This window comes from Robertmurraya sp. (assembly GCF_036676585.1).
Lineage (GTDB): Bacteria > Bacillota > Bacilli > Bacillales > Cytobacillaceae > Robertmurraya_A.
In genome coordinates this window covers 1-26,898 of record NZ_JAKFCQ010000072.1, presented here as the reverse complement: position 1 = coordinate 26,898, position 26,898 = coordinate 1, and the positions used below count along the sequence as shown (strand labels likewise).

At 40.5% G+C, this 26,898-nt stretch carries 25 protein-coding genes and 1 rRNA gene; 2 read left to right on the top strand and 24 right to left on the bottom strand.

Annotation, left to right across the window (positions count from 1 at the left end; translation table 11 throughout):
• The first annotated feature begins 10 nt into the window (after nt 1–10).
• Nucleotides 11–973, top strand: a complete 963-nt coding sequence (locus ACGLXV_RS10175; RefSeq protein WP_391558481.1) for an NAD(P)H-dependent flavin oxidoreductase — start codon at nt 11–13, stop codon at nt 971–973.
• 290 nt (nt 974–1,263) lie between these two features.
• On the opposite strand, the gene ACGLXV_RS10170 is transcribed toward ACGLXV_RS10175, so the two are convergent.
• From ACGLXV_RS10170 to ACGLXV_RS10075, 20 genes are all read right to left on the bottom strand, one after another.
• The gene (locus ACGLXV_RS10170; RefSeq protein ID WP_391558480.1) at nt 1,264–3,681 is read right to left on the bottom strand and encodes a heavy metal translocating P-type ATPase; all 2,418 of its coding nucleotides are present in this window, start codon (nt 3,679–3,681) and stop codon (nt 1,264–1,266) included.
• A 76-nt stretch (nt 3,682–3,757) separates the two neighbouring features.
• Entirely contained in the window at nt 3,758–3,964 is a 207-nt protein-coding gene (copZ, locus tag ACGLXV_RS10165; protein WP_391558479.1) for a copper chaperone CopZ, read from the bottom strand.
• Between the two features lie 13 nt (nt 3,965–3,977).
• Nucleotides 3,978–4,310, bottom strand: coding sequence for a metal-sensitive transcriptional regulator (locus ACGLXV_RS10160; protein WP_119709870.1), 333 nt, complete (start codon nt 4,308–4,310; stop codon nt 3,978–3,980).
• Between the two features lie 128 nt (nt 4,311–4,438).
• The gene (locus tag ACGLXV_RS10155; protein WP_391558493.1) at nt 4,439–6,559 is read right to left on the bottom strand and encodes a heavy metal translocating P-type ATPase; all 2,121 of its coding nucleotides are present in this window, start codon (nt 6,557–6,559) and stop codon (nt 4,439–4,441) included.
• A gap of 10 nt (nt 6,560–6,569) precedes the next feature.
• Nucleotides 6,570–6,938: an ArsR/SmtB family transcription factor gene (locus tag ACGLXV_RS10150; protein WP_160546315.1), complete on the bottom strand. Its 369-nt coding sequence runs from the start codon at nt 6,936–6,938 to the stop codon at nt 6,570–6,572.
• A gap of 116 nt (nt 6,939–7,054) precedes the next feature.
• Nucleotides 7,055–8,374 (bottom strand): MFS transporter, encoded by a 1,320-nt coding sequence (locus tag ACGLXV_RS10145; RefSeq protein WP_391558478.1) that lies wholly within the window; start codon nt 8,372–8,374, stop codon nt 7,055–7,057.
• Nucleotides 8,375–8,500: 126 nt separating this feature from the next.
• On the bottom strand, nt 8,501–9,493 hold the full coding sequence (gene mgrA / locus ACGLXV_RS10140; protein ID WP_391558477.1) for an L-glyceraldehyde 3-phosphate reductase: 993 nt from the start codon (nt 9,491–9,493) through the stop codon (nt 8,501–8,503).
• A gap of 24 nt (nt 9,494–9,517) precedes the next feature.
• Complete coding sequence (locus tag ACGLXV_RS10135; RefSeq protein ID WP_391558476.1) at nt 9,518–10,768, bottom strand: sugar efflux transporter; 1,251 nt, start codon at nt 10,766–10,768, stop codon at nt 9,518–9,520.
• 38 nt (nt 10,769–10,806) lie between these two features.
• Complete coding sequence (locus tag ACGLXV_RS10130; protein ID WP_391558475.1) at nt 10,807–11,769, bottom strand: 2-hydroxyacid dehydrogenase; 963 nt, start codon at nt 11,767–11,769, stop codon at nt 10,807–10,809.
• 24 nt (nt 11,770–11,793) lie between these two features.
• Nucleotides 11,794–12,834: an oxidoreductase gene (locus ACGLXV_RS10125; protein WP_391558474.1), complete on the bottom strand. Its 1,041-nt coding sequence runs from the start codon at nt 12,832–12,834 to the stop codon at nt 11,794–11,796.
• Nucleotides 12,835–12,927: 93 nt separating this feature from the next.
• Nucleotides 12,928–14,127, bottom strand: coding sequence for an MFS transporter (locus ACGLXV_RS10120; protein WP_391558473.1), 1,200 nt, complete (start codon nt 14,125–14,127; stop codon nt 12,928–12,930).
• Nucleotides 14,128–14,310: 183 nt separating this feature from the next.
• On the bottom strand, nt 14,311–15,756 hold the full coding sequence (gene nagE / locus ACGLXV_RS10115) for an N-acetylglucosamine-specific PTS transporter subunit IIBC (RefSeq protein ID WP_391558492.1): 1,446 nt from the start codon (nt 15,754–15,756) through the stop codon (nt 14,311–14,313).
• Between the two features lie 35 nt (nt 15,757–15,791).
• Nucleotides 15,792–16,541 (bottom strand): SIS domain-containing protein, encoded by a 750-nt coding sequence (locus ACGLXV_RS10110; protein ID WP_391558472.1) that lies wholly within the window; start codon nt 16,539–16,541, stop codon nt 15,792–15,794.
• 18 nt (nt 16,542–16,559) lie between these two features.
• Nucleotides 16,560–17,282, bottom strand: a complete 723-nt coding sequence (locus ACGLXV_RS10105; RefSeq protein WP_391558471.1) for a GntR family transcriptional regulator — start codon at nt 17,280–17,282, stop codon at nt 16,560–16,562.
• Nucleotides 17,275–18,024: a glucosamine-6-phosphate deaminase gene (gene nagB / locus ACGLXV_RS10100; protein ID WP_391558470.1), complete on the bottom strand. Its 750-nt coding sequence runs from the start codon at nt 18,022–18,024 to the stop codon at nt 17,275–17,277. Before nagB ends, ACGLXV_RS10105 begins: the two co-directional genes overlap by 8 nt.
• A gap of 3 nt (nt 18,025–18,027) precedes the next feature.
• Nucleotides 18,028–19,218 carry an N-acetylglucosamine-6-phosphate deacetylase gene (gene nagA, locus ACGLXV_RS10095; protein ID WP_391558469.1) on the bottom strand — a complete coding sequence of 397 codons (1,191 nt, stop codon included), beginning with the start codon at nt 19,216–19,218 and terminating at the stop codon, nt 18,028–18,030.
• Between the two features lie 124 nt (nt 19,219–19,342).
• On the bottom strand, nt 19,343–20,692 hold the full coding sequence (locus ACGLXV_RS10090; protein WP_391558468.1) for a 4Fe-4S binding protein: 1,350 nt from the start codon (nt 20,690–20,692) through the stop codon (nt 19,343–19,345).
• Nucleotides 20,679–21,158, bottom strand: coding sequence for a hypothetical protein (locus tag ACGLXV_RS10085; RefSeq protein ID WP_391558467.1), 480 nt, complete (start codon nt 21,156–21,158; stop codon nt 20,679–20,681). The genes ACGLXV_RS10090 and ACGLXV_RS10085 overlap by 14 nt, the downstream gene beginning before the upstream one ends.
• A 233-nt stretch (nt 21,159–21,391) precedes the next feature.
• Nucleotides 21,392–21,994, bottom strand: coding sequence for a YczE/YyaS/YitT family protein (locus ACGLXV_RS10080; protein ID WP_391558466.1), 603 nt, complete (start codon nt 21,992–21,994; stop codon nt 21,392–21,394).
• A 120-nt stretch (nt 21,995–22,114) separates the two neighbouring features.
• On the bottom strand, nt 22,115–23,443 hold the full coding sequence (locus ACGLXV_RS10075; protein ID WP_119709895.1) for a 6-phospho-beta-glucosidase: 1,329 nt from the start codon (nt 23,441–23,443) through the stop codon (nt 22,115–22,117).
• Nucleotides 23,444–23,640: 197 nt separating this feature from the next.
• On the opposite strand from ACGLXV_RS10075, the gene ACGLXV_RS10070 reads away from it, so the two are divergent.
• The gene (locus ACGLXV_RS10070) at nt 23,641–24,396 is read left to right on the top strand and encodes a MurR/RpiR family transcriptional regulator (RefSeq protein ID WP_391558465.1); all 756 of its coding nucleotides are present in this window, start codon (nt 23,641–23,643) and stop codon (nt 24,394–24,396) included.
• A gap of 302 nt (nt 24,397–24,698) precedes the next feature.
• Here ACGLXV_RS10070 and ACGLXV_RS10065 read toward each other — a convergent pair whose 3' ends face one another.
• The 4 genes from ACGLXV_RS10065 to rrf all read right to left on the bottom strand — a co-directional run bounded on the left by ACGLXV_RS10065 (nt 24,699) and on the right by rrf (nt 26,897).
• Entirely contained in the window at nt 24,699–25,526 is an 828-nt protein-coding gene (locus ACGLXV_RS10065; RefSeq protein WP_391558464.1) for a carbonic anhydrase, read from the bottom strand.
• Between the two features lie 267 nt (nt 25,527–25,793).
• A complete protein-coding gene (locus ACGLXV_RS10060) occupies nt 25,794–26,150 on the bottom strand; it encodes a hypothetical protein (RefSeq protein WP_391558463.1) in 357 nt (118 codons plus the stop codon).
• A gap of 61 nt (nt 26,151–26,211) precedes the next feature.
• On the bottom strand, nt 26,212–26,568 hold the full coding sequence (locus ACGLXV_RS10055; RefSeq protein WP_391558462.1) for a hypothetical protein: 357 nt from the start codon (nt 26,566–26,568) through the stop codon (nt 26,212–26,214).
• A gap of 213 nt (nt 26,569–26,781) precedes the next feature.
• Nucleotides 26,782–26,897 (bottom strand): 5S ribosomal RNA (gene rrf, locus ACGLXV_RS10050).
• Nucleotide 26,898 lies beyond the last annotated feature (1 nt).

Below are 26,898 nucleotides of genomic sequence, written 5' to 3'. Positions count from 1 at the left end.
GGTGATAATCATGAATTTTCCTCAGTTAAAAATCGGACATATGCTTCCGAAAGCTCCGATCATTCAAGGTGGCATGGGTGTAGGAATTTCCCTTAGCAAGCTTGCATCTGCTGTTGCAAATGCAGGTGGAATTGGCATAATTTCGGGTACAGGGATTTCCGTTGAAGAAATGAGAAACCATATTCGTCAAGCTAGAGCGCTTGTGAAGAAGGATGCAGGATATATTGGTGTAAATGTGTTATTTGCAATGAATGACTTTGCAGAGAAAATGAAGGCGGCACTTGAAGAAAAGGTCGATTTTATTATTTCAGGTGCAGGGATTTCAAGGGATATGTATGCATGGGGCAAGAAAGCAGGTATTCCAGTTCTTTCAATTGTGTCCTCAGCGAAGCTTGCGAAAATGTCGGAGCGTCTTGGTGCAGCGGCAGTTGTTGTGGAAGGACATGAAGCGGGTGGACATCTTGGGACCGAACGTCCATTATTTGATATTCTTCCTGAAGTTGTGGAGGCCGTATCGATCCCGGTTATCGCAGCGGGCGGAATCATGACAGGAGCAGACATTGCCAAGGCGTTCAGCATGGGAGCTTCTGGAGTACAAATGGGAACTCGGTTTGTTGCGAGTGAGGAATGTGATGCACCACTTTCCTTTAAGCAGAAATACGTCGAAGCGACGAAGGAAGATACACTGCTCGTCAAAACGACAGTTGGTCTTCATGGTCGAGCGATTGCGAATCATTTTACAGACTTACTCACTACTTCTGAAAAGCTAAAAATTACGAAATGTAGAGATTGCTTGAAAAATTGCTCGTATCGCTTCTGTACCCTTGATTCCCTTTTAAAATCAATGGCCGGCGATGTTGAAAATGGACTTGTCTTTGCAGGAGCCCGAGTTCATGAAATCAAAGAGATTCTTCCTGTTAAAAAAATCTTTGAAAATCTAACAAACGAATATCGTCTAGCTATCAGTAAATAAAAATAGGGAGGGTTAGCTCAAGTGGCTAACCCTCCTTATTTTTTTGCTGTCCTTATCTGTTTTTGGTTTTGGTGGATGGCTTTTGTTAATTAGTTTTTGATTGGGTAGAGTTTGGTGACTACTGGGGTCGAATTTCTGTGTTAGAGGGAATCAACCCTAGACTGCAACATTCATCAATTTTTTATATGAGAGATGCGCTTCCTTTTTTATGCCACACACGTCATAACATTCACTTTATGACCCAAACAAAAAAATACCCCGACCAAAGCCGGGGCTTGCATACTCTATTTTTAAAGCTTCACTCGCTGTAACCGTAATGCATTTAACACAACTGATACAGAGCTGAAGGCCATGGCTGCTCCCGCTAGCCACGGAGCTAAGAAGCCAAGTGCGGCAATGGGAATGCCTAGTGTGTTGTAGGCGAATGCCCAGAATAGATTTTGCTTGATATTTGTGATCGTCTTTTTGCTCATAAAGATGGCGTCTGCAATGCTGTTTAAGTCACCGCGGATGAGCGTAATGTCCGCTGCTTCCATCGCTACATCGGTACCTGTTCCAATCGCCATACCGATATCAGCGATTGCCAAAGCTGGAGCATCGTTGATTCCATCGCCAACCATCGCAACTTTCTTTCCAGCTGCCTGCAGCTTTTTCACTTCCTCTGCTTTTCCTTCTGGAAGCACTTCGGCAATGACGCGATCTACTCCCGCTTCTTTTGCGATTGTTTGAGCGGTTTGCTCATTGTCACCAGTAATCATGATGACTTCAAGTCCCATATCCTTCAAGCGTGCGATGGCTGAACGTGACGTTTCTTTAATTGTATCAGCAACTGCAACGATACCTGCAAAAGCGCCATCAACCGCCACTAGCATCGCTGTTTTCCCTTCTTTTTCAAAAGAAACCATGTTTTCAAGGACCATTTCTTCTACATTAATTTCATACTTCTTCATCAAACGACGAGTGCCTACTAACACCTCTTTTTCAGCAACCATAGCCTTAATTCCGAAACCAGGTATCGCTTCAAACTGAGACACATCGACGAGCGCACTTCCTTTTTCCTTAATTCCTTCTACAATCGCTTGCGCAAGAGGGTGCTCAGATTGCTTCTCAGCAGAACCGACCAATGTTAAGAATTCGTCTTCATTCATGGAAGTTACTACATCCGTTAATACCGGCTTTCCATTGGTAATCGTTCCCGTTTTATCAAGAATGACTGTTTGAATGCGGTGTGTCATTTCTAAGTGCTCTCCGCCTTTAAAAAGAATACCGTATTCTGCTGCACGACCAGATCCTGCCATGATTGAAGTTGGTGTAGCGAGACCAAGTGCACAAGGACAAGCAATCACTAAAACGGCAATTAATTTTTCTAATGCTTCTGGGAAGTCACCAGGTGCGACCCAGAAAAACCATACAAGGAATGTTACAACGGCAATTCCAACTACGATCGGGACAAAAATGCCTGAAATAGAATCAGCCAAGCGTTGAATCGGTGCCTTTGATCCTTGTGCTTCCTCTACCACCTTAATGATTTGTGCAAGAGCAGTGTCCTTCCCGACTTTCGTTGCTTGCACTTTTAAAAATCCATTTTTATTAAGAGTTGCTCCAATGACCATATCACCAACTGTTTTATCAACTGGAACACTTTCACCTGTCAGCATGCTCTCATCAAGTGCGGACTGTCCTTCTAAAATGACGCCATCCACAGGAATCTTTTCCCCAGGCTTAACCAGCAACACATCGCCAGCAATTACCTGCTCTAACGGAATTTCTACTTCCTCTCCATCACGAACAACAAGAGCTGTTTTTGCTTGAAGCCCCATGAGCTTTTTGATCGCTTCAGAAGAGCGACCTTTTGCTTTTACTTCAAACAATTTCCCTAATATGATTAATGTAATTAAAACTGCACTCGTTTCAAAATACAATCCGACTCCGTGTGCGTTGTGGCCAATGGTTCCAATGGCAATATACACACTGTAGAAATAAGCAGCAGATGTGCCGAGCGCAACAAGTACATCCATGTTCGCACTTTTGTTTCGAAGTGCTTTATAGGCACCCACGTAAAACTGCTTACCGATGAAAAATTGGACTGGTGTCGCTAACGCCATTTGTACCCATGGATTCATGAACGCTTCGGGAACATATAAAAAGGAGGTAAACGTAAAGTGCCCTGCCATTGCCCACAAAAGTGGAAGAGATAAGATCAAAGAGAAAATAAACTTTCCTTGTTGCTTCTCAATTTCCTTTAAACGGTGATCGACTGTTTCCTTTTCATTTTCATCGGATTTTACTGTTGCCCCGTATCCGAGCTTTTCTATTTTTCGAATCATATCCGTAACAGATACAGACGCTGGATTGTATTCAACAGAAGCTTTTTCAAGAGCGAGGTTCACGTTGGCACCAACGACACCGTCAAGTTTGTTTAAGCCTTTCTCAATACGAGTGGCACAAGCTGCACACGTCATGCCTGTCACGTTTAGCTCTGCTTTTTCAGTAATGACGTCATATCCAAGGGCACGAATTTTCTCTTGAATGTTAACTGGCCCTATTACAGCGGCATCAAACTTTACTGTCGCTTTTTCTAAAGCTAAATTTACATTTGCATCCGTGACTCCATCCATTTTTTTCAGACCTTTTTCAATGCGAGTAGAACACGCAGCACAAGTCATACCGGTAATTTGAAATTGACTTTCTAGTACTTTTTCACTCATATGAAAAACTCCTTATACCTATATAGGGTATATTTTTTTGAAAAGAGGACGTGCTATTTCTAGCACGTTGTCTTTTTTATTTTACATCATAACCTTGATCATCAATTGTTTCTTTGATTGTATCTAAGGATACTTTGTCAGCATCAAACTCTACAGCAACTGATTTGTTTTCTAGGTCAACCTTTACAGCTGCAACCCCTGCTAATTCCCCAACGCTACCTTCTACTGCTTTTACGCAGTGTCCGCATGACATACCTTCTACTTGTAATGTAACTTTTTCCATGATTAACAACTCCTTATTTTTTCATTAATTTTTGAATCGTTACGAGTACCTCATCTAATACTTCTACATCGCCCTCTTGCAGACGATCAACCACACAGCCCTTTAAATGGCCTTCTAGCAATATTTTTGCGACACTGTTTAAAGCTGATTGTGTGGCTGAAATTTGTGTAATGACATCGTCGCAATATGTGTCTTTTTCAATTAGTCCCTTGATTCCACGAATTTGACCTTCAATCCGGTTTAATCGTGTGACAAGATTGCTTTTCACTTTATCTGAATGATGACTTTTCCGATCACTGCTATGGCAGCTTTCCTCTTCATGTAGCAAAGAATCATCTGGATTCATATGACTCCCTCCTTTTATGATTTTATAATAGCATACCCCTGTATAGTATGTAAACTAAAAATAAAAGAAATATATGGATATTTTTTGAACATATTCTCTATATGAAAAAGGCTCCCCAAAAGGAAGCCCTATGATTCATCTTTCACCCGAAGCAATCGTAGGCTGTTCAGCGTCACAATTAGCGTGGCTCCCATATCCGCAAAGATGGCAATCCATAATGTGAGCCAACCTGGAACGACTAATAATAGCGCCAACAGCTTAATACCAAGTGAGAAAGTGATATTTTGTTTAATAATATTTAATGCTTTTCTACTTAACTTTACAGTGAACGGAAGCTTTCTCAAATCATCAGCCATAAGCGCAATATCCGCTGTTTCAAGGGCTGTATCCGTTCCTGCTCCTCCCATCGCAATACCAACAGAAGAAGCTGCTAAGGCAGGTGCATCATTTACACCATCACCGACCATAGCTACCCGTTGATAAGTGGCGCGTAATTCTTTAATGTATGAAAGCTTTTCTTGCGGAAGAAGATTCGCTTTTACCTCATTTACTCCTGCCTTCTGTCCAATAGCCTTGGCCGTACCTTCATTGTCTCCTGTAAGCATAATGGTCTTTTGCAGTCCTAGTGAGTGAAGCTGTTGTACCACGTCTTTTGTTTCTTCTCGAATCTCATCGGCCACTGCCACAATTGCAAGGAAATCTTCAGATGAACAAACAGCTATCACCGTTTTTCCTTGTTCCTCAAGCCTAGTAATTTTTTCACGATAGACTGTTGCCAAGCCACCCTTAAGTTGTTCATGAATAAAAGTTGGACTTCCAACATAATAATCTGTTCCTGAAATTTTCCCAAAGATGCCTTTTCCAGTTACAGAGGTAAAATCCTCAAGTTCTAAATGGTCGTAATTCAATTGCCATTGATCTGCCCTTTTTAAAATAGCAGATGCAAGTGGATGCTGAGAGACCTTCTCTAGTGCTGATATAATGGTAAATGTCTCGTTGTCAGGAATGTTCGGAGCGGTTTCATAGTCGGTAACTACCGGAATGCCCTTAGTTAACGTGCCGGTTTTATCAAATGCAATCGCCTTAATGGCTCCCATTTCCTCTAAATGAATTCCACCTTTAATTAAAACGCCTCTTTTCGCTGCATTTCCAATGGCTGTCACGATAGCAACAGGTGTGGATATGACGAGAGCACATGGACAGCCAACCACTAACACGGCCAAACCTTGGTACACCCACTCATTCCACACTAAGCCGAACAATAGCGGCGGGACAACCGCTACTCCGAGAGCGAATAGCATAATAATTGGTGTGTAATACTTTGCAAAGCGGTCAACAAATGCCTGTGATGGCGCTCTTTCCGCTTGCGCTTCTTCAACCAAATGGATGATTTTCGCAATCGTCGTATCTTCCACATGCTTTGTCACCTTTACCTCAAGGAAGCCTTCTTCATTAAGGGTCCCGGCGTAAACTTCATCGTTCACTCCCTTTGCAACAGGTACGGACTCCCCAGTAATGGCTGCCTGATTGATGGATGACATGCCTTTTACGATGATGCCATCCATAGCTAATTTTTGACCAGGTTTTACAAGTAGAACATCATTAATTTGAATGTCTTCTACGTCAATGACCATCTCTTGAAGTCCACGCCGTATCATGGCTTCTTTCGGAGCGATATCCATAAGTGAGCGAATCGATTGGCGAGCTTTATCCATCGAATACGATTCAAGCACTTCACTAATCGCAAACAAGATAACAACGGTTGCCCCTTCACCCCATTCACCGATAATGGCAGCTCCAATAACAGCTATGGTCATGAGTGTTTTCATATCAAACTCTAGGCGAAGTAGATTTTTCAGTCCTGTCTGAAACAGGCGATAACCTCCTAAGATCATCGAGGACGCATAAGCGACCATCGATGCCAAGGATTCTTCCCCACGGACCTCACCAATAATCCATCCTATAAGTAAAAGCATAAACGAAGCAAGTACCATCGCGTGCTTTTGAAGAAATGGCTCCTTAACTTCTTGTATACGGGCATTTTCAGGTTGAACCTTAATTCCGTCGAATGCACCGGCTTTTTCAATTTCTTCTATCGTTGCCTCACCAAACACGGTCAGTTTGGCAGCACCAAAGTTTATATTCGCATCAAAAACACCATCCAGGTGCTTTACGTTCGTTTCGAACTTTTTGGCACAGCTGGCTCAGGAAAGCCCTTGAACACGATACACTTGCTTACTATTCATCATTGCAGTTGAATTATCCACGTAATGCCACCTCCTTTTGATGGGTAAAGGCGATGTTAACGAGTTGTTTGACATGCTCATCGTCTAAGGAATAGTAGACCAGTTTTCCTTCTTTTCGGTAGGTGGCTAGACCCAGGTTTCGAAGGAGACGGAGATGATGCGAAGCAGTAGCTACGGTGCAACCAACAATGTTAGCCACGTCGCATACGCAAAGCTCCTCTTCCACACTTAGCGAATAAGCAATTTTCACACGTGTGTCATCCGCTAATGCTTTAAAAAGCTTCGAGACCTCCATCGTGTTTTGCATATTAAGCTCATTTTTTACTTTCGTAACCTTCTCCTCATCAAAACAGGTGACCTCACATACGTCCTCTTTGGCCATTGCACTTCCCCATTTCATTCAAACATTCTTTTGAATATTATAACATATGAAATAAAATGGTAGTTGTGACAAAGATAGAAATATGAAAAAAGAGGACAATTTCGTTGTCCTCCCACCTAATCCGTTGTAGGCTTTTTTCGGAAAAAGATTTCTGGTTCGAAGCGGTGTAGCGGATGTGTTCGATTCTGCGCTGGTTCTGCCGAAATCCTAGGAGCCATCTCCGGCCTTTGTGGATCCTGTGCTGCCTTTGTCAAAGACTCGGTTAACGGACCCCACTTTCTTAACATCATCACGAGGAAAAATATGACGCATCCGGCAATCGCAAAAACGATCGAAGGAGAGGCATTGTTCACACCGCCTACATCTAACAGGCGGCCACCTATTGTTTTCCCTCCCGCTTCCCCCAATCCATACACCACATTCGATAACGCAAAAAATAAACTGATGAGCTCTGGTTTGGAAAGCTGAGAAATCGTGCTATCTACCGTGGGCAAAATCATCATTTCACCAATAACAAAGATGGCTCCACTTAATATAAATAGGAAAAATCCGTTTGAGAAAAACAACGATGATATTCCTGCCGTAATAAATAATACGCCTACTCCTAGTGCTGTGATCGGATTCATTTTTGTAATAAACCGTTTGGTTATCAAGCCTTGCAGGGTGATAACGATAAAACTGTTGATCGTCCATATTAAAGAGATATTTTTAGGATTATCCAATACGACTGTTGCACGCAGTGGCAGTGCAAGTGAAAACTGAGCATACAGTGCCCAAATCAGAACGGTTATTACACTAAAAATGATAAATGGCCGATGCTTTAACGCTTCCCCATATGCCCCTAATGGCAGTGATGGACAAGGGATGTCACCGCAATTTTTCGGAAGTAAAAGCCAACTCACTAAAGCCAGCCCTACATAAATGGCAGCCGCGATAAAGAAGATGGTTCTTGAGGCTTCAGCTAAAAGAAAAAAAATGATCAGGCCACTTGTACCTGTTCCTACATTGGCCGCAATCCCACGAAGTGAAAAAGCAGTCGTTTGGTTTCCACTTGAAGAAGCAAATGCTGCAATCGCTGCCTTCGTGGAGGGAGCATTCAATCCATTCCCAAGGCCCATGATGGCTGCCGAAACCAGAAGAAACAGGTAATCGGTAAATATGCCAAAGCTCATTACTCCACCTGCCGTAATCAGGGCACCCAAGCCGATGATAAAACGTCGCCCTATTCGGTCCGCAAGAACTCCTCCTGTAATACTCCCGAATTGAAAAGCAATGGCTATCGTTGCTAAGATCGTCCCAATCTGTACCAAGGTTATTTCTGTTTCAGTTGTTAGTATGATAGGAAGCATTGGCATCACAAGATAGGACCCTAGGTGAGCAAGCAATACTCCTAACAGAAGAATTTGCAACGGACGATCAAGTTTTCTGTATTCCATTAATCCCACTTTGAGTACACCCTTCCAGCGTTCAACATTTCTTTTCCTACTTTTCCCCATTACACACGATTTATGAAAAAAGCCTGTTGCCCCCATCGTTAGATGGGAGCAACAGGCTTTCAAGCATTAACTTTTTAGGATATCTTCAATTTGTTGTAATTCTTCTGTGGTAAATTCCAAATGATTGAGTGCTGCAACGTTATCCTCGATTTGGCTAACCTTACTGGCTCCTATTAATGCGGATGTTACTCTTCCTCCGCGAAGGACCCACGCAAGAGCCATTTGAGCAAGGCTTTGTCCTCGTTCAGCAGCAAGGGCATTTAATTTTTGCACTTGACTGATTACTTCCTCAGTCACTTGGTCCGCTCCTAATGCCCCCGTCACTTTCACTGCTCTTGAATCACTAGGTAGACCTGTTAGGTACTTATTGGTTAATAAGCCTTGAGCGAGTGGACAAAAAGCAATCGAGCCAACCCCATTTTCCTGAAGGACATCCTGCAGACCATCTTCGATCCAACGGTTAAGCATAGAATAGCTTGGTTGGTGAATAACCAACGGCGTACCTAGACGATTTAATATGCTGATTGCCTCAGCTGTTTGCTCTGCACTATAATTGGAGATTCCAACATATAATGCCTTTCCTTGGCGAACCATTAAATCCAATGCCCCCATCGTTTCTTCGAGCGGAGTATCCGGATCAGGTCTGTGTGAGTAGAAAATATCTACATAATCTAGGCCCATCCGTTTTAAGCTCTGATCAAGACTAGCCATTAAGTACTTCTTCGACCCCCAGTTCCCGTAAGGTCCTGGCCACATATAATATCCTGCCTTCGAAGAAATAATCATTTCATCCCGGTAAGGGGCAAAATCGGTTCTTAACATCTGACCAAACATCTCTTCAGCCGAACCTGCTGGTGGTCCATAGTTGTTTGCTAGATCAAAATGTGTAATTCCTAAATCAAATGCTCTTCTTAGCATCGCACGGCCATTTTCAAATGTATCTACTCCGCCAAAGTTATGCCATAATCCAAGAGAGATGGCTGGGAGTAATAGACCGGAGCGGCCACTACGATTATATTTCATTGACTCATATCGATCGTCCTTTGCTTGATAGACCATGTTTTTTCCTCTTTTCTCTTTTAATTATAAACCTGGTGCATTCGATTGTGCTGTGGTTCGCAGTCTTCTTTCTTTTCCATAAAGAACAATAAATACACACGCCAGTCCTGCTGAAAGAGTATAGACCGTAATCATATGGTCATAATTAATGAACTCAGAAATAAGCCCGAACAACAAATACCCTACCGTAGATCCAATCTGTGTCGTGTTCATGTAAAGAGTCGTTGCCGTACCTGGTGCTTCTGGCATAAAATCCTGAAAATACGATATAGCAATCCCAGACGTAATGGAAACCTGTGCGGCACTTAAGATTTGCAAAGGATAGATTTGCCAAGGCTCGGTAACAAAATTAAATAAAAGAAAATACGTAAAAGCAGTGACAAATCCAATTTTCACAAGCAATGCAACATCCATTCTTGTGGCTAGTAAACCTAGCCCAATCATCATCGGAACCTCAAAGATCGGTGGCACACTAAAAATCAAACCAACATCCATTTCCGTTCCATGAAGTACCTTCGTAACAAATTGAGGCACATTTAACATATGAATAGAGGTAGCCGTTGATAGCAATAGTGCCGCAGCTAGATTGGCAAAAATATACGGTTTAATGATCGATTTTTTTACGGACAATGCCTCTTGACTTACAATCTTCTGTTTTGAAACTTCCTGTAATAAAAAGACAACAGTTAGAAAAGCAAGCAAGTACCCTGCAGCTACGAATAAAAACAACCCTTTAAAGTCAACCAATATTAGTAGCCAGGCTCCTAGAGCAGGTCCCACCGTCCAAGCCAAGGCAAAAAACATTCGAAATATGTTCATGATAAAAGGAGTATCCTCCGCTGGGATAGCAGCCTCTTTTAAAGCATCTCTTGCATATGCCCATAATTGAGGAACAGCCGCCGCTGATGCCCCTAATAGAAAGAATGCGGTTACAGACAAAGCAAAATAATTTCGTAAGTAAGCAAATAATATATACCCAATTACCCCAGCGAAGGTAGTGAGGATAAGCAGGTATCTTCTACTAAGCTTTGTATCTGACAACTTTGCCAATGAACTGCTAATTGTTACCCCACCTAACGCCAGCACTGTCATAAAAACACCAAATGCTGCGTTACTCATTCCTACTTCATCAATACCGAAAAGAGATGAATAGGGAATAAAGAAGGAAGTGGAAAAACCAAGGATGGTGTTAATTAAAAACAGGACTGGTAGGGATGGGATTTTCCAAATAAATAATACCTTTTCTTTTGTTGCGGTAATCACATTCTTTTTCATATCATCAATCCTTCTGTTGGACTATGAAGCTATAACTTTTATACAACTACATGTTTCGGTGTTTGATTATTTAATGCTAATAATAAATTTTCTGTTGCTAGATGGGCCATTTGAAGTCTCGTTTTTATACTCGCGCTTCCTATATGAGGAAGAGTCACTACATTTGGCAGAGTTAATAACGGATGATTCTCGGGAACGGGTTCTTCCTCAAATACATCCAATCCAGCTGCCCAAATCTGACCCGACTGTAAAGCATCATACAAGGCATCCTCATTAACAATTCCACCGCGTGCGGTGTTGATTAAAATAGCATTGCTTTTCATTAAAGCCAATTCTTTTGCTCCAATGAAATGTTTCGTTTCCGGAGTATAAGGAGTCATGATACACACAAAATCAGATTCCTTTAATAACTGATCCATTTCAGCATACGTCATAGAAAATTTCTTTTCTAGATCCAGCTTCCGAGACCGATTATGATAAAGGATTTTCATGTCAAAGCCTTGGGCTCTTTTTACCAAAGCAGCTCCAATTCTCCCCATGCCGATTATTCCTAATGTTGCCCCGTATACATCTTGACCAGTCAATTGCATAGGAGACCATGTTTTCCAGTCTCCCTTTCTCAAATAACTCGATGACTCTATTAATCTACGTGCTGTTGCCATTATTAATGCAAATGTTAAATCAGCGGTTGTTTCTGTTAATACCCCTGGAGTATTGGTAACAGTGATTCCTTTCAACTTTGCTGCTTCAATATCTATATTGTTAAAGCCTACTGCCATATTACTGACTACCTTTAATCTTTTTGCCTTTTCCAATAAAGCTTGATCGATGCTGTCGGTTAACAAACAAAATAGCCCATCCACTTCCTGGATTTCTTTTTCTAACACGTCTCTTGGTACAGCAATATCTTCTTCCTTCCACATTCGAATCACGCAATGCTCTTCTATCCTTTGAATGATCTCATCGGGAATTTTCCGTGTGATATAGACCGTTGGCTTCAAGCGTAGCCTCTCTCCTTTCAGATTCTAATTGAATGCTAGCACCTTAGGATTATCTCCCTTTACTCCGTTTTCTAATATTTGCATAAGAAGAAGTACTTCTTCATCACTCACTAATTTCTGCTTTCCATTGATAATGTGGTCGTAAAGGGAATCATATACTCTTCCATAATCTCCAGTAGGGGAAGGAATTTCCCGTTGAACTTCCTGACCTTGTTCATCTGTGTAGGTTACTACTCCATAATGCTCTTCACGATCTTCTCCAAACCCAGTACTTCCTGGCATCATTCCTGCTTTGAGGAACTCTTCTTGTCGATCGATTCCGTATTTAATAAAACTTCCCTTTGTCCCATGAACAATGAATCTTGGATATGGAACTTTCACTAAATGATTCGTTTTAACGATTACTTTGAGGGTTGGATAAAATAATTCAACATGGTAATAGTCATCAGGATTTTTCGGATTTCGTACCGAACGGATATCGTAATACAACTTGTCGGGCTTTCCAAATAACGAAACAATCTGATCTAATGTATGAACTCCTAAACCGTAAAACGCCCCATCGTAAAATTCACCTGGTGACGTAGGTGCTTCCGTTCGGTAATAGTCCATATGTGATTCAACTTCCACTACTTCTCCAAGGTATCCTTTTTCGAGCACCTCTTTCAACGCAAGAAAATCGCTATCGAAACGTCGGTTTTGATAAGGCATAATGACGAGATCTCTTTCCTTTGCTAGGCTTAAGAGTTCCTTCGCCTCTTCAGTTGTCGTAACAAACGGCTTTTCAACAAGCACATGTTTATTATGCTCCAGGCATTTCTTTGCTAGCTCATAATGACTGTTGTGTGCTGTACATATACTTATTAGCTGGATCTCAGCGTCGTTTAACAGCTCGTTTAACTCGTATGTAAATTCGATTCCATGTGTTTTATATGTATTCTCGATTTCCTCTTTTTTTGTTCGAGAGTAAATCTTTTTCACCTTTACATGATCTCTTACTAAAAGATATGGCAGGTGATATCTTGTAACACTTTTTCCAAAACCAATAAATCCCATTGTTAATTTCATCCTAATCACTCTCCTTATCTCTATTAAAACATAAGAAAACTCGCTTCACCATCAGGGAAGCGAGTTGAAATCTTATTTTAATACATCACCTTATTAAACCTTTTCAGGTGTGCCCAATTTCGGTTGTTTCGGTGAGCGTTTCACCCAAATCATTGTAGTCATCAACGTGAACAGTAATAATATTAACCCTAATACAAATGGGTAAATGATATTCACATCATAAAGTAGCCCAGCAAGTGTTGGTCCAAGAATATTCCCGATACTCATATACGCGTTGTTCATCCCCATTGCAAAACCTTGTTCACGACCAGCAAGCTTTGAGATCAGGGTGTTTAACACTGGACGTAGAATAGAAGTTGCTAAGAAGATAATTAAAGTAATACCAAAGAACAGCACATAGCTTGAAGCAAAGATTGATAACAAAAATCCTACTGTAGCAACTCCTAAGAAGATATTTAGGACTTTTTCTTCCCCAAGGTTTACCACCAATCGATCAACAACAAACAATTGAACAATCGTACTGATGATTCCTGTCGCTGTAATCATCAAGGCAATTTCCTGAGGAGTCGCACCGAACTCATTATCAACAAACAATCCTAGTACTGATTCATAGGACATTAATCCAAAACTCATAACGAGGGTAATCACTAAAGGAATAAAATAAGGCATCTTCACTGATCGACCAAGCTTTTTCACCATCGATTCATCATCATAATGAATTCCTTCTGCTTGTTCCTGTTGGCTTTCTTTAAGAACAATGATTGAAAATATGACTGCTACTAGCGAAACAATCGCTGATATTAAGAACGGTACTTTTAATCCGTATTCCGTTAAAAAGCCACCAATCCCTGGTCCAATCACAATTCCAAGTGACATAGCAGCTGAGATCAAACTGTTTCCTTTGGCACGCTGCTCCATCGTTGTAATGTCTGCAACATACGCAAATATGGCAGGTACAAGAAGGGCTGCTCCAATTCCACCGATTACCCGTGAAAAATATAACCACCAAATGGTATCAACTGCATAAAAAATAAACATCGATGCTGTTAATCCAACTAGTCCGTAAATAATCATTTTTCTTCGACCGTATTGATCCGTCCATTTTCCGGCAATCGGTGAGAAAATAAGCTGTGCTCCAGCAAAAATCGCTATCATTAGACCGGCTGCTGTTCCTCCCTGTCCAATCGATTGCAAATATGCAGGCAAAATTGGGATAATAATACCGAAGCTCCCAATTGCTATAAACATATTAATCATAAGTACAATTAACTTTTTCCTTTGTTCCGCGCTCACGTGAGCACCTCCATCCCCCTGCGAGAAGTAGGTAAACCATTTATCTCTCGCCTCAAATACACCTAAGTATACCACCAAACATTCTTAAAAATGTACGATAAAAACCGACTTTACTAAAATTTAACCAAAAAAAACTGTAAACATTCGCTGTTTACAGTTTTTAATGTCAATATTCATTTATATTTACTTGTTCTTACGAATTTTATCAACCTCATCTGCAACGAACTGCACTTGGGTTCCGACGATGACTTGAATACTGTTTTGCCCGACAATATTGATTCCTGGAATGCCTGTTGATTTAATTTTCGCTTGGTCAACAGCTCCCATATCTTTAACCTCTACGCGAAGACGAGTGACGCAATTGTCTACTGAAGTGACATTGGCATCTCCACCTAAGCCTTCATAAATGACAGCTGCCATTTGTGCGAACTTGTCACGACCAGTCGAAACAGCTTCTCCTGTTTCCTCTGTTTCTTCTTCACGACCAGGAGTCATTAAATTGAACTTTGTGATTAAGAAGCGGAATAAGAAATAATAAATAGCAGCAAATACTAAGCCCTGCACAAGAAGCATATACGGTTGGTTAGCGAGTGGCAATCTTGAGCTTAATACAAAGTCAACGAAACCAGCACTAAAGCCAAATCCAGCTGTCCAGTGGAAAAGGGATGCCACAGCTAAAGAAATTCCTGTTAACACCGCGTGTACCACATATAACATTGGTGCAACGAACATAAATGCGAATTCTAACGGTTCTGTTACTCCAGTAAAGAATGAAGCAAATCCTGCCGCAAGCATTAAGGAAGCCACTTGCTTTTTACGAGCGGTTTTCGCTGTATGATACATCGCAAGTGCCGCTGCCGGTAAACCAAACATCATGACAGGGAAGAAACCAGCTTGGTACATACCTGTTGTTCCTTTTGTTCCATTTCCAGACCAGAAGTTACCGATATCGTTAATGCCAGCCACATCAAACCAGAATACAGAGTTAAGCGCGTGGTGTAACCCCGTAGGAATTAATAATCGGTTAAAGAAGCCATACAATCCTGCTCCAATAAAATCAAGCTTACTGAACGCTGTACCAAATGAAACCAATCCAGTGAAAATAACTGGCCATGCAAAGAAAAGAACTAATGATACCACTAACATAGACACAGCAGTCATAATAGGTACGAGACGTTTTCCACTAAAGAAGGCAAGGGCATCTGGCAGCTTTACATGACTAAAACGATTGTAGGCAAACGCTGCTACTAACCCTGATAAAATACCAATAAATTGATTTCCGATTTTTCCAAACGCAGCATTTACCTCAGCTGGATCAATCCCTTGAAGCATGGCCACAGCGTTCGTTGAAAGTAATGTCGTAACAACCAAATACGCAACGAGACCACTTAGGGCTGCAGATCCATCTTTATCCTTAGACATTCCTAGGGCAACCCCAACCGCAAAGAGAATGGCCATATTATCAATGATGGATCCTCCTGCTTTAATCAGAAACGCTGCGACTGGACTACCAGCACCCCAGCCAGATGGGTCGATCCAATAACCAATCCCCATCAGAATAGCTGCTGCTGGTAAAACGGCCACAGGAAGCATAAGTGAACGACCAATTTTTTGTAAATACTTCATCACCATTTTGTTTCCCTCCTCTTTCTCCTCAATAAAAGTTATTTATATAAATTTGTTACTAACATAGGGATTCTTTCTTTGTAGCGATCAATTAATTGTTGATTATGCGAACCAGCATCGTTGGCATTATTGCTTAAAAACACGGGGGGCTCTTTTCCCTCTTCAAGCATCATCTGAACGGTTTCAGCCATGATCGCATTCACGATCGTCATACCAATAATAGAAGAACCGGAGCTAAACCCACTTGCACTCTGAGGATGATGCAAAAGGGTGTCACCTATCTCAATGTGATTATCAATGGTCAAATCAGCGATCTCAAACAAGTACTTTCCACTTTCATGCCTAGAAGCTTGTGTGGCTGCATAACGAGGGGAAGTAATCGCAATGACATACGCACCCCTCTCCCTCGCAATTTCAGCCACTTCAATCGGAACGGGATTTCTTCCAGAAGTAGAAGCCACGATTACGATATCACCTGCTAAAATATTGCTAGAAGATAGATGCTCTTTTGCTAGACCACTCTTTTTTTCTAGATTGGATGATTCAACTGCTCCTTTGTGCAGCATCAAATCTTCTATGAGAATCGGGCTAATCGGAGCGAGTCCACCTGCGCGGTAAAATAGTTCTTCTGCGAGCATATGGGAGTGTCCAGAGCCAAACACATGGATGATGCCATCATTTTGAATACATCGAGCAATCTCATGAGCCGCTTCTCTCATTTTCCCCTGTTCCTCATTTTCAACCTCATCGAGTAAGTCTCTCAGTTTTTGAAAATACTCTTTCATCATGTTCTCCCACCTCCCCTTTTATCTCTTCATGTCGATCATAAACTTGTAGCGATCTGCTCGGTAAGAGGACTTCACCACTTCAATGGGGGTTTCATCTTCAAGATATGTGTTTCTCTGAATCAGCATGATTGGTGCACCCTCTTTAATGCTTAAATACTCTGATTCAATTTGATTCGCCACCGACGATTCAATAATTTGTCTTGCATGATCAATTCGGAAGCCTAACGTACCCTCGATATACTCATACAACGAACGATTCACAATCTCTTTTGTCAGGCCCTTTACCTTGTCTGCGGATATATAAGTAGTTTCAAGTGCCATTGGCACCTGGTCAGCCAGACGGATTCGTTTGATTTCGTACACAGGACTACCTTCCTCAATTGAAAGATATTTTGCGATACGAACAGGAGCTGGAATGACTTCGAAGTTTATAAGCTGACTACCTGGTTCCAAGCCCCTGGCTCTCATATCTTCAGTAAAGCTTGTTAGCCCTTGCAATCCTTGCTCAACCTTTCTTTCTGCTACAAAGGTACCCTTCCCTTGGAGTCGATATAAGTACCCGTCATTTACTAACTTCGTGAATGCTTGGCGAACCGTCATTCGACTAATTTGGTAGGTTTCCGCATATTCCCGCTCCGGTGGTAGGGCATCTCCAGGCTTCAAATCCCCTTTTTCAATTTGGTCCTTTATCAACTCCTCCAGCTGATAATAGATAGGAATAGGCGAGTTTTTATTAATCATACGTAACTTCCTTTTTCTTTAAATTTCCAATCGCAGCTTCATCTGCAATTATAGTGACAGAAGGATGTTGCTTTAAGATAGACGCAGGAAACTGCTCGGTCAAATCTCCCGTTAATAGTTTGGCAAACGCATCATGCTTATGCTCACCTGATATTAGTAAGAGAATTTCCTTGCTCTTCATAATCGAAGCAATCCCCATGGTGACGGCCTTTTTCGGCACGTCCTCCATTTTCTCAAAATAGATGGAGTTTGCTTCTCTAGTTGACTCGGCTAATTCCACCACATGCGTATACGATTCAAAAGAAGCACCCGGTTCATTAAAACCAATATGACCGTTAGAACCGATTCCCAATAACTGAAGATCAATTCCTCCTTTTGCTAGAATCTGCTCGTCATAATTTTGACACTCTTGCTCAAGATCTTCCGCTGTTCCGTTTGGTACAAAGGTATTTTCCAGATCAATATCAATATGATTAAAAAAATGATCATTCATATAGTAACGGTAGCTATTCGGATTCTGTCCTGTTAACCCAATATATTCGTCCAAGTTAAAGCTCACAACTTGTTTGTAAGATGTTTTTCCATGCTTATAATCCTCAATCAGCTTTTCATACGTCCCTAGTGGTGTTCCCCCAGTTGCTAATCCAAGCGTAATGTTTGGATTAGCTCGGACCTTATCACTAATATAACTTGCTGCCAGTTCACACATATGCTCATAGTTTTTTACTTCAATTATTTTCATAATCTATTCCTTTCTCTGAAATGCAATCGATCCACGACAAACCGTCAATTCCACTTCCAGATCTTCATTTAAAATAACAAAGTCAGCATCCTTTCCAACGGTAATGCTTCCTTTTCTGTCGTAGACGTTTAATTGCTTTGCAGGGTTAATCGATGCCATATGCACAACATCCTTAAGGGTACAATTCGTGTATGTGATCATATTTTTCACAGCACGTTTCGTTTCTAATATACTGCCTGCAAGTGTTCCATCTGAAAGCGTCGCCATTTCATTGTTCACATACACATCTTGACCACCAAGTTCATACACTCCATTTTTCAGGCATTTTGCTCTCATGGAGTCTGTGATTAAGATCAGACCATGCTTCTTCTTTTGCTGAAAAGCAAATCGGACCATTTCTGGATGAACGTGAATACCATCCACTATCAACTCGGCCTTTAACTCTTCTAATAAAAGTGCTGCTCCAGCCACACCTGGCTCCCGATGGTGCAACCCTCTCATTTGATTAAAAAGATGGGTAACATGAGTGGAACCTGCTTCTACTGCTTGCTTTACTTCTTCAAAGGTTGCATCTGAATGACCAATGGAGGCAATAATATGGTGGTCACTTAAATATTTGATAAGCTCCAACCCACCAGGAAGCTCGGATGCAAGTGTTACAAGTTTTATCGTATCTTTTGAAAGGGCTTGCCATTTTATAAACAGCTCGGTATTTGGATGCAGCATATGTTCCACTGGCTGCGCTCCAGCTTTGTCAGGATTTACAAATGGCCCTTCGAGATGGATACCTAGAATCTCTGCTTGGGTTGTTGCTTGATTGTTTCTGATATATTCACCAGCGGCTTCTAAGGCACTTTCAATTTTTTCATGAGACTGTGTCATTGTTGTGGCTAGGAAGCTTGTTGTTCCTTCACGTGGAAGAGAAGTTGCCATCGTATATAAGGCATCCTCAGTAGCATCCATGACATCTGCACCATTGGCTCCGTGAATATGCACATCGATAAAGCCAGGGAGAAGATTAAAGTGAGGAGGAAGTTCAATCACTTCGAATCCACTTTCGTCAGGTAGCATCTCGAGTGATCCTACTTCTACTATTTTTTGATTACTAGTCTTAATATAACCGCTTTCAATAATTCCCTGTTCTGAAAACACTCTCATCCCTTTTAATAAAAGGGGTGAATGAGAAGAATTCATCCTCTCTACCTTCTTTCTTTTAGACCTTTTTTGCATGTTCATCATATCACTCTATACATATAGTTGTCTAGACCAATTTTTATACCAAATAAAAACAGCTGCCGATTGCTCAGCAGCTCTATATTTACACTCGATGACTCATCGGCAGTGAGAATAAATAAATATTGATGATTCCTAGTAACAGCATTAATCCATAGTAAGGCATCATTGCTTTAAAACTTGCCTTTTTCCCCATCTTGTATGCCGTATATGAAGAACCTAAAAATCCAATCGTAATAATGAGGTATTGAAGCATTTGAACCGTTGATGTCGAGGCCAAACTTAAGTCGACGCTTGTAACCTCTTTCCCGATAAAGGCTAGTGAATTAAACCAGATCGCTTTTCCTTCTGTGATGATATGGAACAAATTATGTCCAAGATGCCCGGCAAGATCAAGCGGAATAAAGGCATATCCAAACAGGATAAAGTTTTTCTTAATCGTATTAGGCATACCTAGAAAGGTTGCTAGCTTGGCTGCACCTAATAATAGTAAAATTGGAAGCGCCATTGAGATGATAAAGGCAATCGTAAAATTGACAACATAATTAGAGGTACCCGTTACAATAGATATTGTTTCGAGAATTTGTCCCCATATTTCAAGCATCGTGATGTTTTGTACAAACACAATTCCCATGATCACAGCTGCCAGTGAGGCATGCTCAAGCTTTGGATTTTTGAGGGTCCAAAGCTCTTTTGTTGGAACACGAACATGTAACTTGATTGAATTATTCGGGCAATTTTTCACACAGTTTCCGCAAATATTACATTCCGCACTCGAATCCATTGTACGAACGAACTGAAACATCGGACACCCTTCCGCTTGTTCACTCCCCTTAAAGCAGCTTTGTGTCTTGCACGTTCTACAAATTTCAGCTGTTCCTCTTAGTTCTAACGCTCCCGAACGAGAGTAATTCCCAGCTAATCCTCCTAAAAAGCAAAGCGTTTTACAAAACGTTCTTCTCTCATAAAAAACGGATGTGGCAACCACCATTGTGACGAGTAGAAGCAGCAAATACCCTGATCCACGTGGTGACTCCACAATTCCCCATACATGATCACTATATGTAATCGCAATGAAGAATAAGTCGATTAGCCATATCCCATATTTTCTTAAAAACTTCGGCATGGGCCTCTCACTGCCTACCATTTTACGAATGATATCACTCAGCTTTCCAAATGGACAGATGGCGCACCAAAATCGTCCCATGGCTATAAATAAGATGGGAATAATCGGCCACCATAACACCCACGTCATTGTTGTTCCAAAGTTACGATGTGGGTTCACCGTTCCTGCCACTAACTCAAACACGATAACAGTGAAGAATACTAACACAATCCATTGAAAAATGCCTGGATACCATTTGCTTTTAATAAACTTCTTTATTATCGGAATCGACAATAAGTCGAAAGATGACTTTTTACTAGTTAATGCCATGTTTGTTTCCTCTCTTTCTAACTTTGTTCCAAATACCCATTAGAAGGAATCCGGCATTTACTGATGCAAAACTCGATAATACGATGTAGTTAGGACCTGTCTCTTCTCCGGTGAACGTACCATGTCCAGCCTCTTCGTCATGGGAGCTGGAGTCAACGTGGCTATCTTCATCAATTGTGGTTTCAGAATGATTTTGGCTACTATGATTGGATGTCGCATCTGTTTCATGAGAGTCGTGTGAACTGGAGCCCTCACTCTCATGAGTACTTTCTTCCACCTCATGAGAATCATGAGAGTCCGTTACTCCCTCTTCGGTGTCTGAATGATCATGCTCGTTAGTAGAGAAGTCTTTTAGGTAGTTTTCTGTCTCTTGTTCCTCACCTTCACCTTCATGTGCAAGTACCGCTGTATGGGTGGTGAAAAATAGGAACAACACTGCTATAAGAGCGGATTTCCATTGCTTCATATAATATGTTACCTCCGAAAGAATTTGATTGAGTACTTAGCTAAAATGTAATCGGAGGATATGCAGAATTTATGTAGATTGTTTGTAGAATTTGAGAACAGTAGATGTGGTTTATCACTCTGGCTGATGAGGTTGTTGCAACTTTTTAGACTCTACATAAATTTAGACAATTCTCGACACTTTTTCCACATAGAAAAGGAGCCCTACCACAGTAGGAGCTCCTGGCAATCTAATTATATTTTTTCATAGATGAGAGTTGAGTAGCGCGTACAAATTTGAATAAGTGGCCCAATCATCAACATAATAATCACAGTTCCTAAACCGATCGGTCCGCCAACAATCCAAGCGAAAGCTAAGCCAACCCCCTCTAAAATCGTTCGAGATATATTTAGCGTAATATGAAATCGTTCACTTATAATAAGCATGGTACCATCATAAGGCATGGTTGGAAATTTAGAGGTTAAATAGATTCCGATTCCAATACCTGTAAGAACGATTCCAGCTAGGAAGGCACCCCATTGCATTGTCCATGCAGCCTCTCCGAGTTGTATATTCTTCAAGGTAACACCCATTTGAAAATCAATGATTACTCCCCATAATAATACCGTAATTACTGATTCAAACTGAATTCGCTTCTTTGATAAGATGGAATTGAACACTAAATAAAACGCCTGGATGAGCATAACCCAAATTCCAACGGTTAGGCCTAATTTATTAACAATTCCCACAAAAAATGCATCCCAAGGTCCTGCTCCTACACCAGACTTAATGATTAAGCCTACTCCTAAACACGCGATCACTAACCCAATAAAAAAGAAGGATGTTTTCTTTAACATCACTGGTTCCTCCATAACCTACTCTCATCCGAAATTATCCGGTGTAGAAAGAGGTATATTAATTTTTTCCATAGGAAAAGCTCTGGAACGATATGCCCCAGAGCATTTCATATCGTGCTTTTATGCTTCAACTTTCGTGAAGAATTGTGGTAAGTGCTCTTTGTGAGCTTCTAACATTTCATCAACGATTTGTTTAGCAAGCTTATCAGATTGCACAAGCGGGTTAATCGTTAATGCAAGAACGGCTTTCTTGTAGTCTCCTGTTACTGCTGCTTCTGCTGCCACTCTTTCGAAAGACTTGATTTGTTGTACAAGTCCTCTTACTGCTACTGGAAGGTCTCCTACAGCGATTGGTTTAGGACCTTCTTTTGTAATGATACAGTTTACTTCTACAGCTGAGTCATCTTCAATGCTAGCGATAGCTCCGTTGTTACGAGTGTTTACTGGTTGGATATCACGCTTGTCGTTGTAAATGGAGTTAATTAAGTTACATGCTGCATCACTGTAGTATGCTCCGCCACGCTTTTCTAATTGTGGTGGCTTGATGTCTAGGTTTGGATCTTTGTATAGTTCGAATAGGTCTTTTTCAAGAGCTTGAACTACTTCTGCACGTGTTCCTTCTGCTGCTGCTTTTTCATGTTCTTCTTGAAGCATTTCACCTGTTTTATAGTAATAACGGTGGTATCCACATGGAATAACCCCTACACCTTTGATGAAGTCAGGCTCCCATGATAGACCTGAAATGTTCTTCATTGTCATTGCATTTTCTGGATCAGCCATTGCTTCAATTACTTGATCCATTACACTTACACCATCAAGATATACATTTAGTCCGTATACCATGTGGTTTAGACCAGCGAAGTCAACATGTACGCGCTCAGGCTCAACTTTCAATGCTTTTGCAATTCCCATTCTCATACCGATTGGAACATTACATAGGCCCACTACTTTTTTAATATTACTGTGGCGTAGAACCGCTTCTGTTACCATACCAGCTGGATTTGTGAAGTTGATTAACCATGCGTTCGGGCAAAGCTCTTCAATATCCTTACAAATATCAAGGATGATAGGAATCGTACGAAGACCTTTGAAAAGTCCACCAGGACCGTTTGTTTCTTGACCAATTACATTATACTTTAATGGAATTCTTTCATCCTTCGCACGAGCGTCAAGTAGACCTACACGGAATTGAGTCGTAACGAAATCTGCACCCTTTAACGCTTCTCTTCTATCTAAAGTTAAGTGAATCTCCATTGGAACACCAGCTTTAGCAACCATACGCTTTGCAAGATTTCCAACGATTTCTAATTTTTCTTTCCCAGCTTCTATATCAACTAACCAAAGTTCTCTAACCGGTAGCTCTTCATATCTCTTAATAAATCCTTCGATTAATTCTGGAGTGTAACTTGAACCTCCGCCAATAGTGACGATCTTAATTCCTTTACTCATTGTTCATCCTCCTAAATAAGTACTGATTTACTAACACCTATTTTAGAGGGGAAATGAACTTTTGAATATAGTTTTGGAAGCGTTTGATTTGTTTCACACGAAAAGGCATTTGTTCCATAAAAATAACACTGTGTTTCTCTCTTAGTGTATAATAAATAAAGTGAAGAAAAGCGGGAACATGTAAGGGAGAGAAGGCTTTGTTTACGAATGAGGTAATTGCAACATTCAATGAACTAGAGATGCTACTTTACAACTACATAACACAAAATAAAGAGAAAGTGGTCTACATGCGAATCCGCGATCTAGCAGATGAAACCCATGTATCCACCTCAACGATCATGCGTTTTTGCAGGAAATTAAATTGTGAAGGTTTTTCCGAGTTTAAAGTAAAACTAAAGCTATTAATTGATGAAAAAAATGAGCCAAGCATAAAAAGCAGCCAGCATGTGTTAGCAGAGTTTTTTGAACGAACGCAAAATGAAAAATTCACTTCGAAATTAGAGGAAGCTGCAGAGGTAATTGCCAACGCAGATAGCGTAATTTTTATCGGGATTGGTAGTTCAGGGATTCTTGCCGAGTACGGAGCAAGATATTTTTCAAGTTTAGGGAAGTTCTCCATGTATATTAAAGATCCATTTATGCCGATTCACGCAAACTTGAATAATAGTATCACCATTGCCCTTTCTGTTTCAGGTGAAGGGAACTACACCATCTCTCATATCCACCAGTTAAAAGGAAAAGGAAGCAAAATTATTAGCATTACCAACAATCGTCAATCCACAATTGCCAAACTAGCTGATGTGAATATTTCTTATTACGTCTCTGAAGAATTTGTAGACCACTCAAATGTAACAACACAAATTCCAGTAATCTATATATTAGAAGAAACTGCTCGACTCGTATATGAGTTGGGTAGGAAGAAGAACTACCAAGAAACCCCTCCTATGCAATAAATTATCATAGAAGAGCTCCGAGCAAAAAGCTCGGAGCGTTTTTTATATTATCTTATTAAAGTAAAGTCCCCTCCATTATAACTTCAACTAAATTGTGCAATAATCCCTCTTTGATAAACACACGAATTAAATTTATTACCATTTCGAACATATTACGTACTATTCTCTTTTTCTGCCAAAATATCTTGTATACAGAATTTTCAATATGTTCTCCGAACAATACCAGCCAATAAAGGATTTCTAAAAAAGGAGGGTTAATCCTCTTGGATCAACCCTCTTTAATATCACAAGACAATTGCTATTTAGCTTTTTATGACTTTACGATTATTTAGAGATTGAACTGGACGATGATCGTCAGGGAAAATCTGTCGAAATGCTTCAATTTGTTCTTTTGACATTTCAATCGGCATTTCAAAAATGGTCCATTTCACCTCTTCTGTACAAGGAGGGGTTGTTAATGAACCCTCATAGTGAAACGCAGTTTGATCTACAGGTAGCAAAGCTTTTAAATCAACTGGCTCATTAATGGCGATATCTTTATCTGTTTTTTCATTCGGTAGGATATCCCATATAGTTGCCAAACTTTTATTTTCTTCACCTTCCTGAATCATCACTCCAAGGACAGCAATCTTTCCATCTGCATCTTTATGTACAAGGTGAAGCTCCATTTCATAATTTTCACCGTTAAATTCATGCTCACTTGGAGTATGAAAATGGAATTGAGCAAGCTTGTATTCCTTCCCCTCAATAAGAATGTTGCTACTGCCACTAGCAGCATTTGCCTGTACAGTATGGCCATTGTTAATGAGCGAAAATGACGTTGGCTCATAATTGATTTGAAGGTCTCCTTTAACCTCTTCAGTTTCAACTTGTGAAAATTCAATGTTAATTGGCGATTGTTCACTACCATTTACACAGGCTATGTTAGCGGGATCTAATTCCCCCCAGTGCTCGGGGCTGGTTTCCCCCTCGTATGACCAATGAGCAGAATCATTTTCAGTTGCTTTAGTGTTCTTATCTGTTACCTGCTCCTCTTTTAATTGGGTAGTTGTTACAGTCTGTTGTGAACAAGCTCCTACTGCAGAAATTAACATCATAGCTAAAATTGGATAAACGAGTATCTTTTTCATATCTGTGTCTTTCCCCATTTCTGTTTTCTAAAGAAACTATACAAATAAGATACTAAATATCCAATAAAATACATATACCCAATTTCTAGGTGCACCGCTTACATTATGAAAATTGGGTGAATTTTACTATCTAAACTTTTAATGGAAGTCTCCGTTACTTAAAGAAGAGTGATGCAATCCTATTAAAATGCTCTAAATTATTTTTGCGTAAAAAAACCGTAGAGATTCTCTACAGTTCTTATCATTTCATTATAACTAATTAAATAGCTAGAAAATGTTAGGTCCAAAAATTCGTAATTGTGAAGCTCCCTTTTTACGAACCTGTTCACGGGAACTTGAATCATCATTTATGGTTTTTCTCATCTTACTGTTACCACCAGTAAGCTCCTCCATTTTTTTTACTGCTGTTTCAAATTCTGATTGGGACAGTTGTTTTGTTGCAAGAAGGGAACATAATACGGCGTAAGCAATTGGTCTTGTATCTACATCAATATTCACATGTACATCGACATCTGAATTACCGCTATGTCCAATGCTCGCCTGATTACTATCTAAATCTGAACTCCCCTTATTACGAAACTGGTAGACATTCCTCTTGCTATTCCATTCTGGATTTTCAATCATTGTCTACCCTCCTTTGTAAAATAGACAAGATTGGAATATCCAATCTTGTCGTATTCTCCAATTAATCTTGTTCAACATCCTGCTCAACATCTTGGTTGTTGTCTTGATCCTGTTCTGAATCTGCATTCGCTCTAGAACGAGAACGAACACGCGCATTAGAATCAGAGTCAACGTCAATGTCCAGGTCGATTCTTGCATTTCCTGAATTAATAATTTTAGCAACGTTCGTATTCTTATCAACATTTTTTACATCATTTTCGTTTTGCACATCTGTTCTTAATTCATTATCATTTTCAAAATCAAACTCTACATTTGAATCAGATCTGCTATCGCTGTCGGAACGACTTCTACTGTTACTATTCACCCCCCTGCTTTCTTCATTGTTACTACCACGTCTTGGAAACCAAATATTGCCCATTACATATTCCTCCTTATATTTTTCTCATGATTAATATATTATTTAATCTCACAGATGCATGGACAAGCATCTTAGGACAAGCGTGGAAATTTAATAGTAATTTCAATAAAATATTTTTCAGTCTTATAATATATCTAATTCATAAAAGAATTTAACTTAAATATAAGTATGACAAAAGAGAGTAGTCAAAATGACTACTCTCTTTTGTCAGGTGCCTGGCGACGTCCTACTCTCACAGAGGGAAACCCTCAACTACCATTGGCGCTGAAAAGCTTAACTTCCGTGTTCGGTATGGGAACGGGTGTGACCTTTTCGCTATCGCCACCAGAC

Coding starts and splice junctions, on each gene's coding strand:
- ACGLXV_RS10085 (WP_391558467.1), bottom strand. CDS start 21,158: ATGAAGCAATGGAAATCCGCTCTTATAGCAGTGTTGTTCCTATTTTTC.
- ACGLXV_RS10125 (WP_391558474.1), bottom strand. CDS start 12,834: ATGAAATTAACAATGGGATTTATTGGTTTTGGAAAAAGTGTTACAAGA.
- copZ (WP_391558479.1), bottom strand. CDS start 3,964: ATGGAAAAAGTTACATTACAAGTAGAAGGTATGTCATGCGGACACTGC.
- nagB (WP_391558470.1), bottom strand. CDS start 18,024: ATGAAAATAATTGAAGTAAAAAACTATGAGCATATGTGTGAACTGGCA.
- mgrA (WP_391558477.1), bottom strand. CDS start 9,493: ATGGTCTATCAAGCAAAGGACGATCGATATGAGTCAATGAAATATAAT.
- ACGLXV_RS10060 (WP_391558463.1), bottom strand. CDS start 26,150: ATGATTGAAAATCCAGAATGGAATAGCAAGAGGAATGTCTACCAGTTT.
- ACGLXV_RS10145 (WP_391558478.1), bottom strand. CDS start 8,374: ATGGAATACAGAAAACTTGATCGTCCGTTGCAAATTCTTCTGTTAGGA.
- ACGLXV_RS10075 (WP_119709895.1), bottom strand. CDS start 23,443: ATGAGTAAAGGAATTAAGATCGTCACTATTGGCGGAGGTTCAAGTTAC.
- ACGLXV_RS10090 (WP_391558468.1), bottom strand. CDS start 20,692: ATGGCATTAACTAGTAAAAAGTCATCTTTCGACTTATTGTCGATTCCG.
- ACGLXV_RS10105 (WP_391558471.1), bottom strand. CDS start 17,282: ATGATTAATAAAAACTCGCCTATTCCTATCTATTATCAGCTGGAGGAG.
- ACGLXV_RS10150 (WP_160546315.1), bottom strand. CDS start 6,938: ATGGCCAAAGAGGACGTATGTGAGGTCACCTGTTTTGATGAGGAGAAG.
- ACGLXV_RS10175 (WP_391558481.1), top strand. CDS start 11: ATGAATTTTCCTCAGTTAAAAATCGGACATATGCTTCCGAAAGCTCCG.
- ACGLXV_RS10055 (WP_391558462.1), bottom strand. CDS start 26,568: ATGGGCAATATTTGGTTTCCAAGACGTGGTAGTAACAATGAAGAAAGC.
- ACGLXV_RS10135 (WP_391558476.1), bottom strand. CDS start 10,768: ATGAAAAAGAATGTGATTACCGCAACAAAAGAAAAGGTATTATTTATT.
- ACGLXV_RS10110 (WP_391558472.1), bottom strand. CDS start 16,541: ATGATGAAAGAGTATTTTCAAAAACTGAGAGACTTACTCGATGAGGTT.
- ACGLXV_RS10080 (WP_391558466.1), bottom strand. CDS start 21,994: ATGTTAAAGAAAACATCCTTCTTTTTTATTGGGTTAGTGATCGCGTGT.
- nagA (WP_391558469.1), bottom strand. CDS start 19,218: ATGAATTCTTCTCATTCACCCCTTTTATTAAAAGGGATGAGAGTGTTT.
- ACGLXV_RS10160 (WP_119709870.1), bottom strand. CDS start 4,310: ATGAATCCAGATGATTCTTTGCTACATGAAGAGGAAAGCTGCCATAGC.
- ACGLXV_RS10065 (WP_391558464.1), bottom strand. CDS start 25,526: ATGAAAAAGATACTCGTTTATCCAATTTTAGCTATGATGTTAATTTCT.
- ACGLXV_RS10170 (WP_391558480.1), bottom strand. CDS start 3,681: ATGAGTGAAAAAGTACTAGAAAGTCAATTTCAAATTACCGGTATGACT.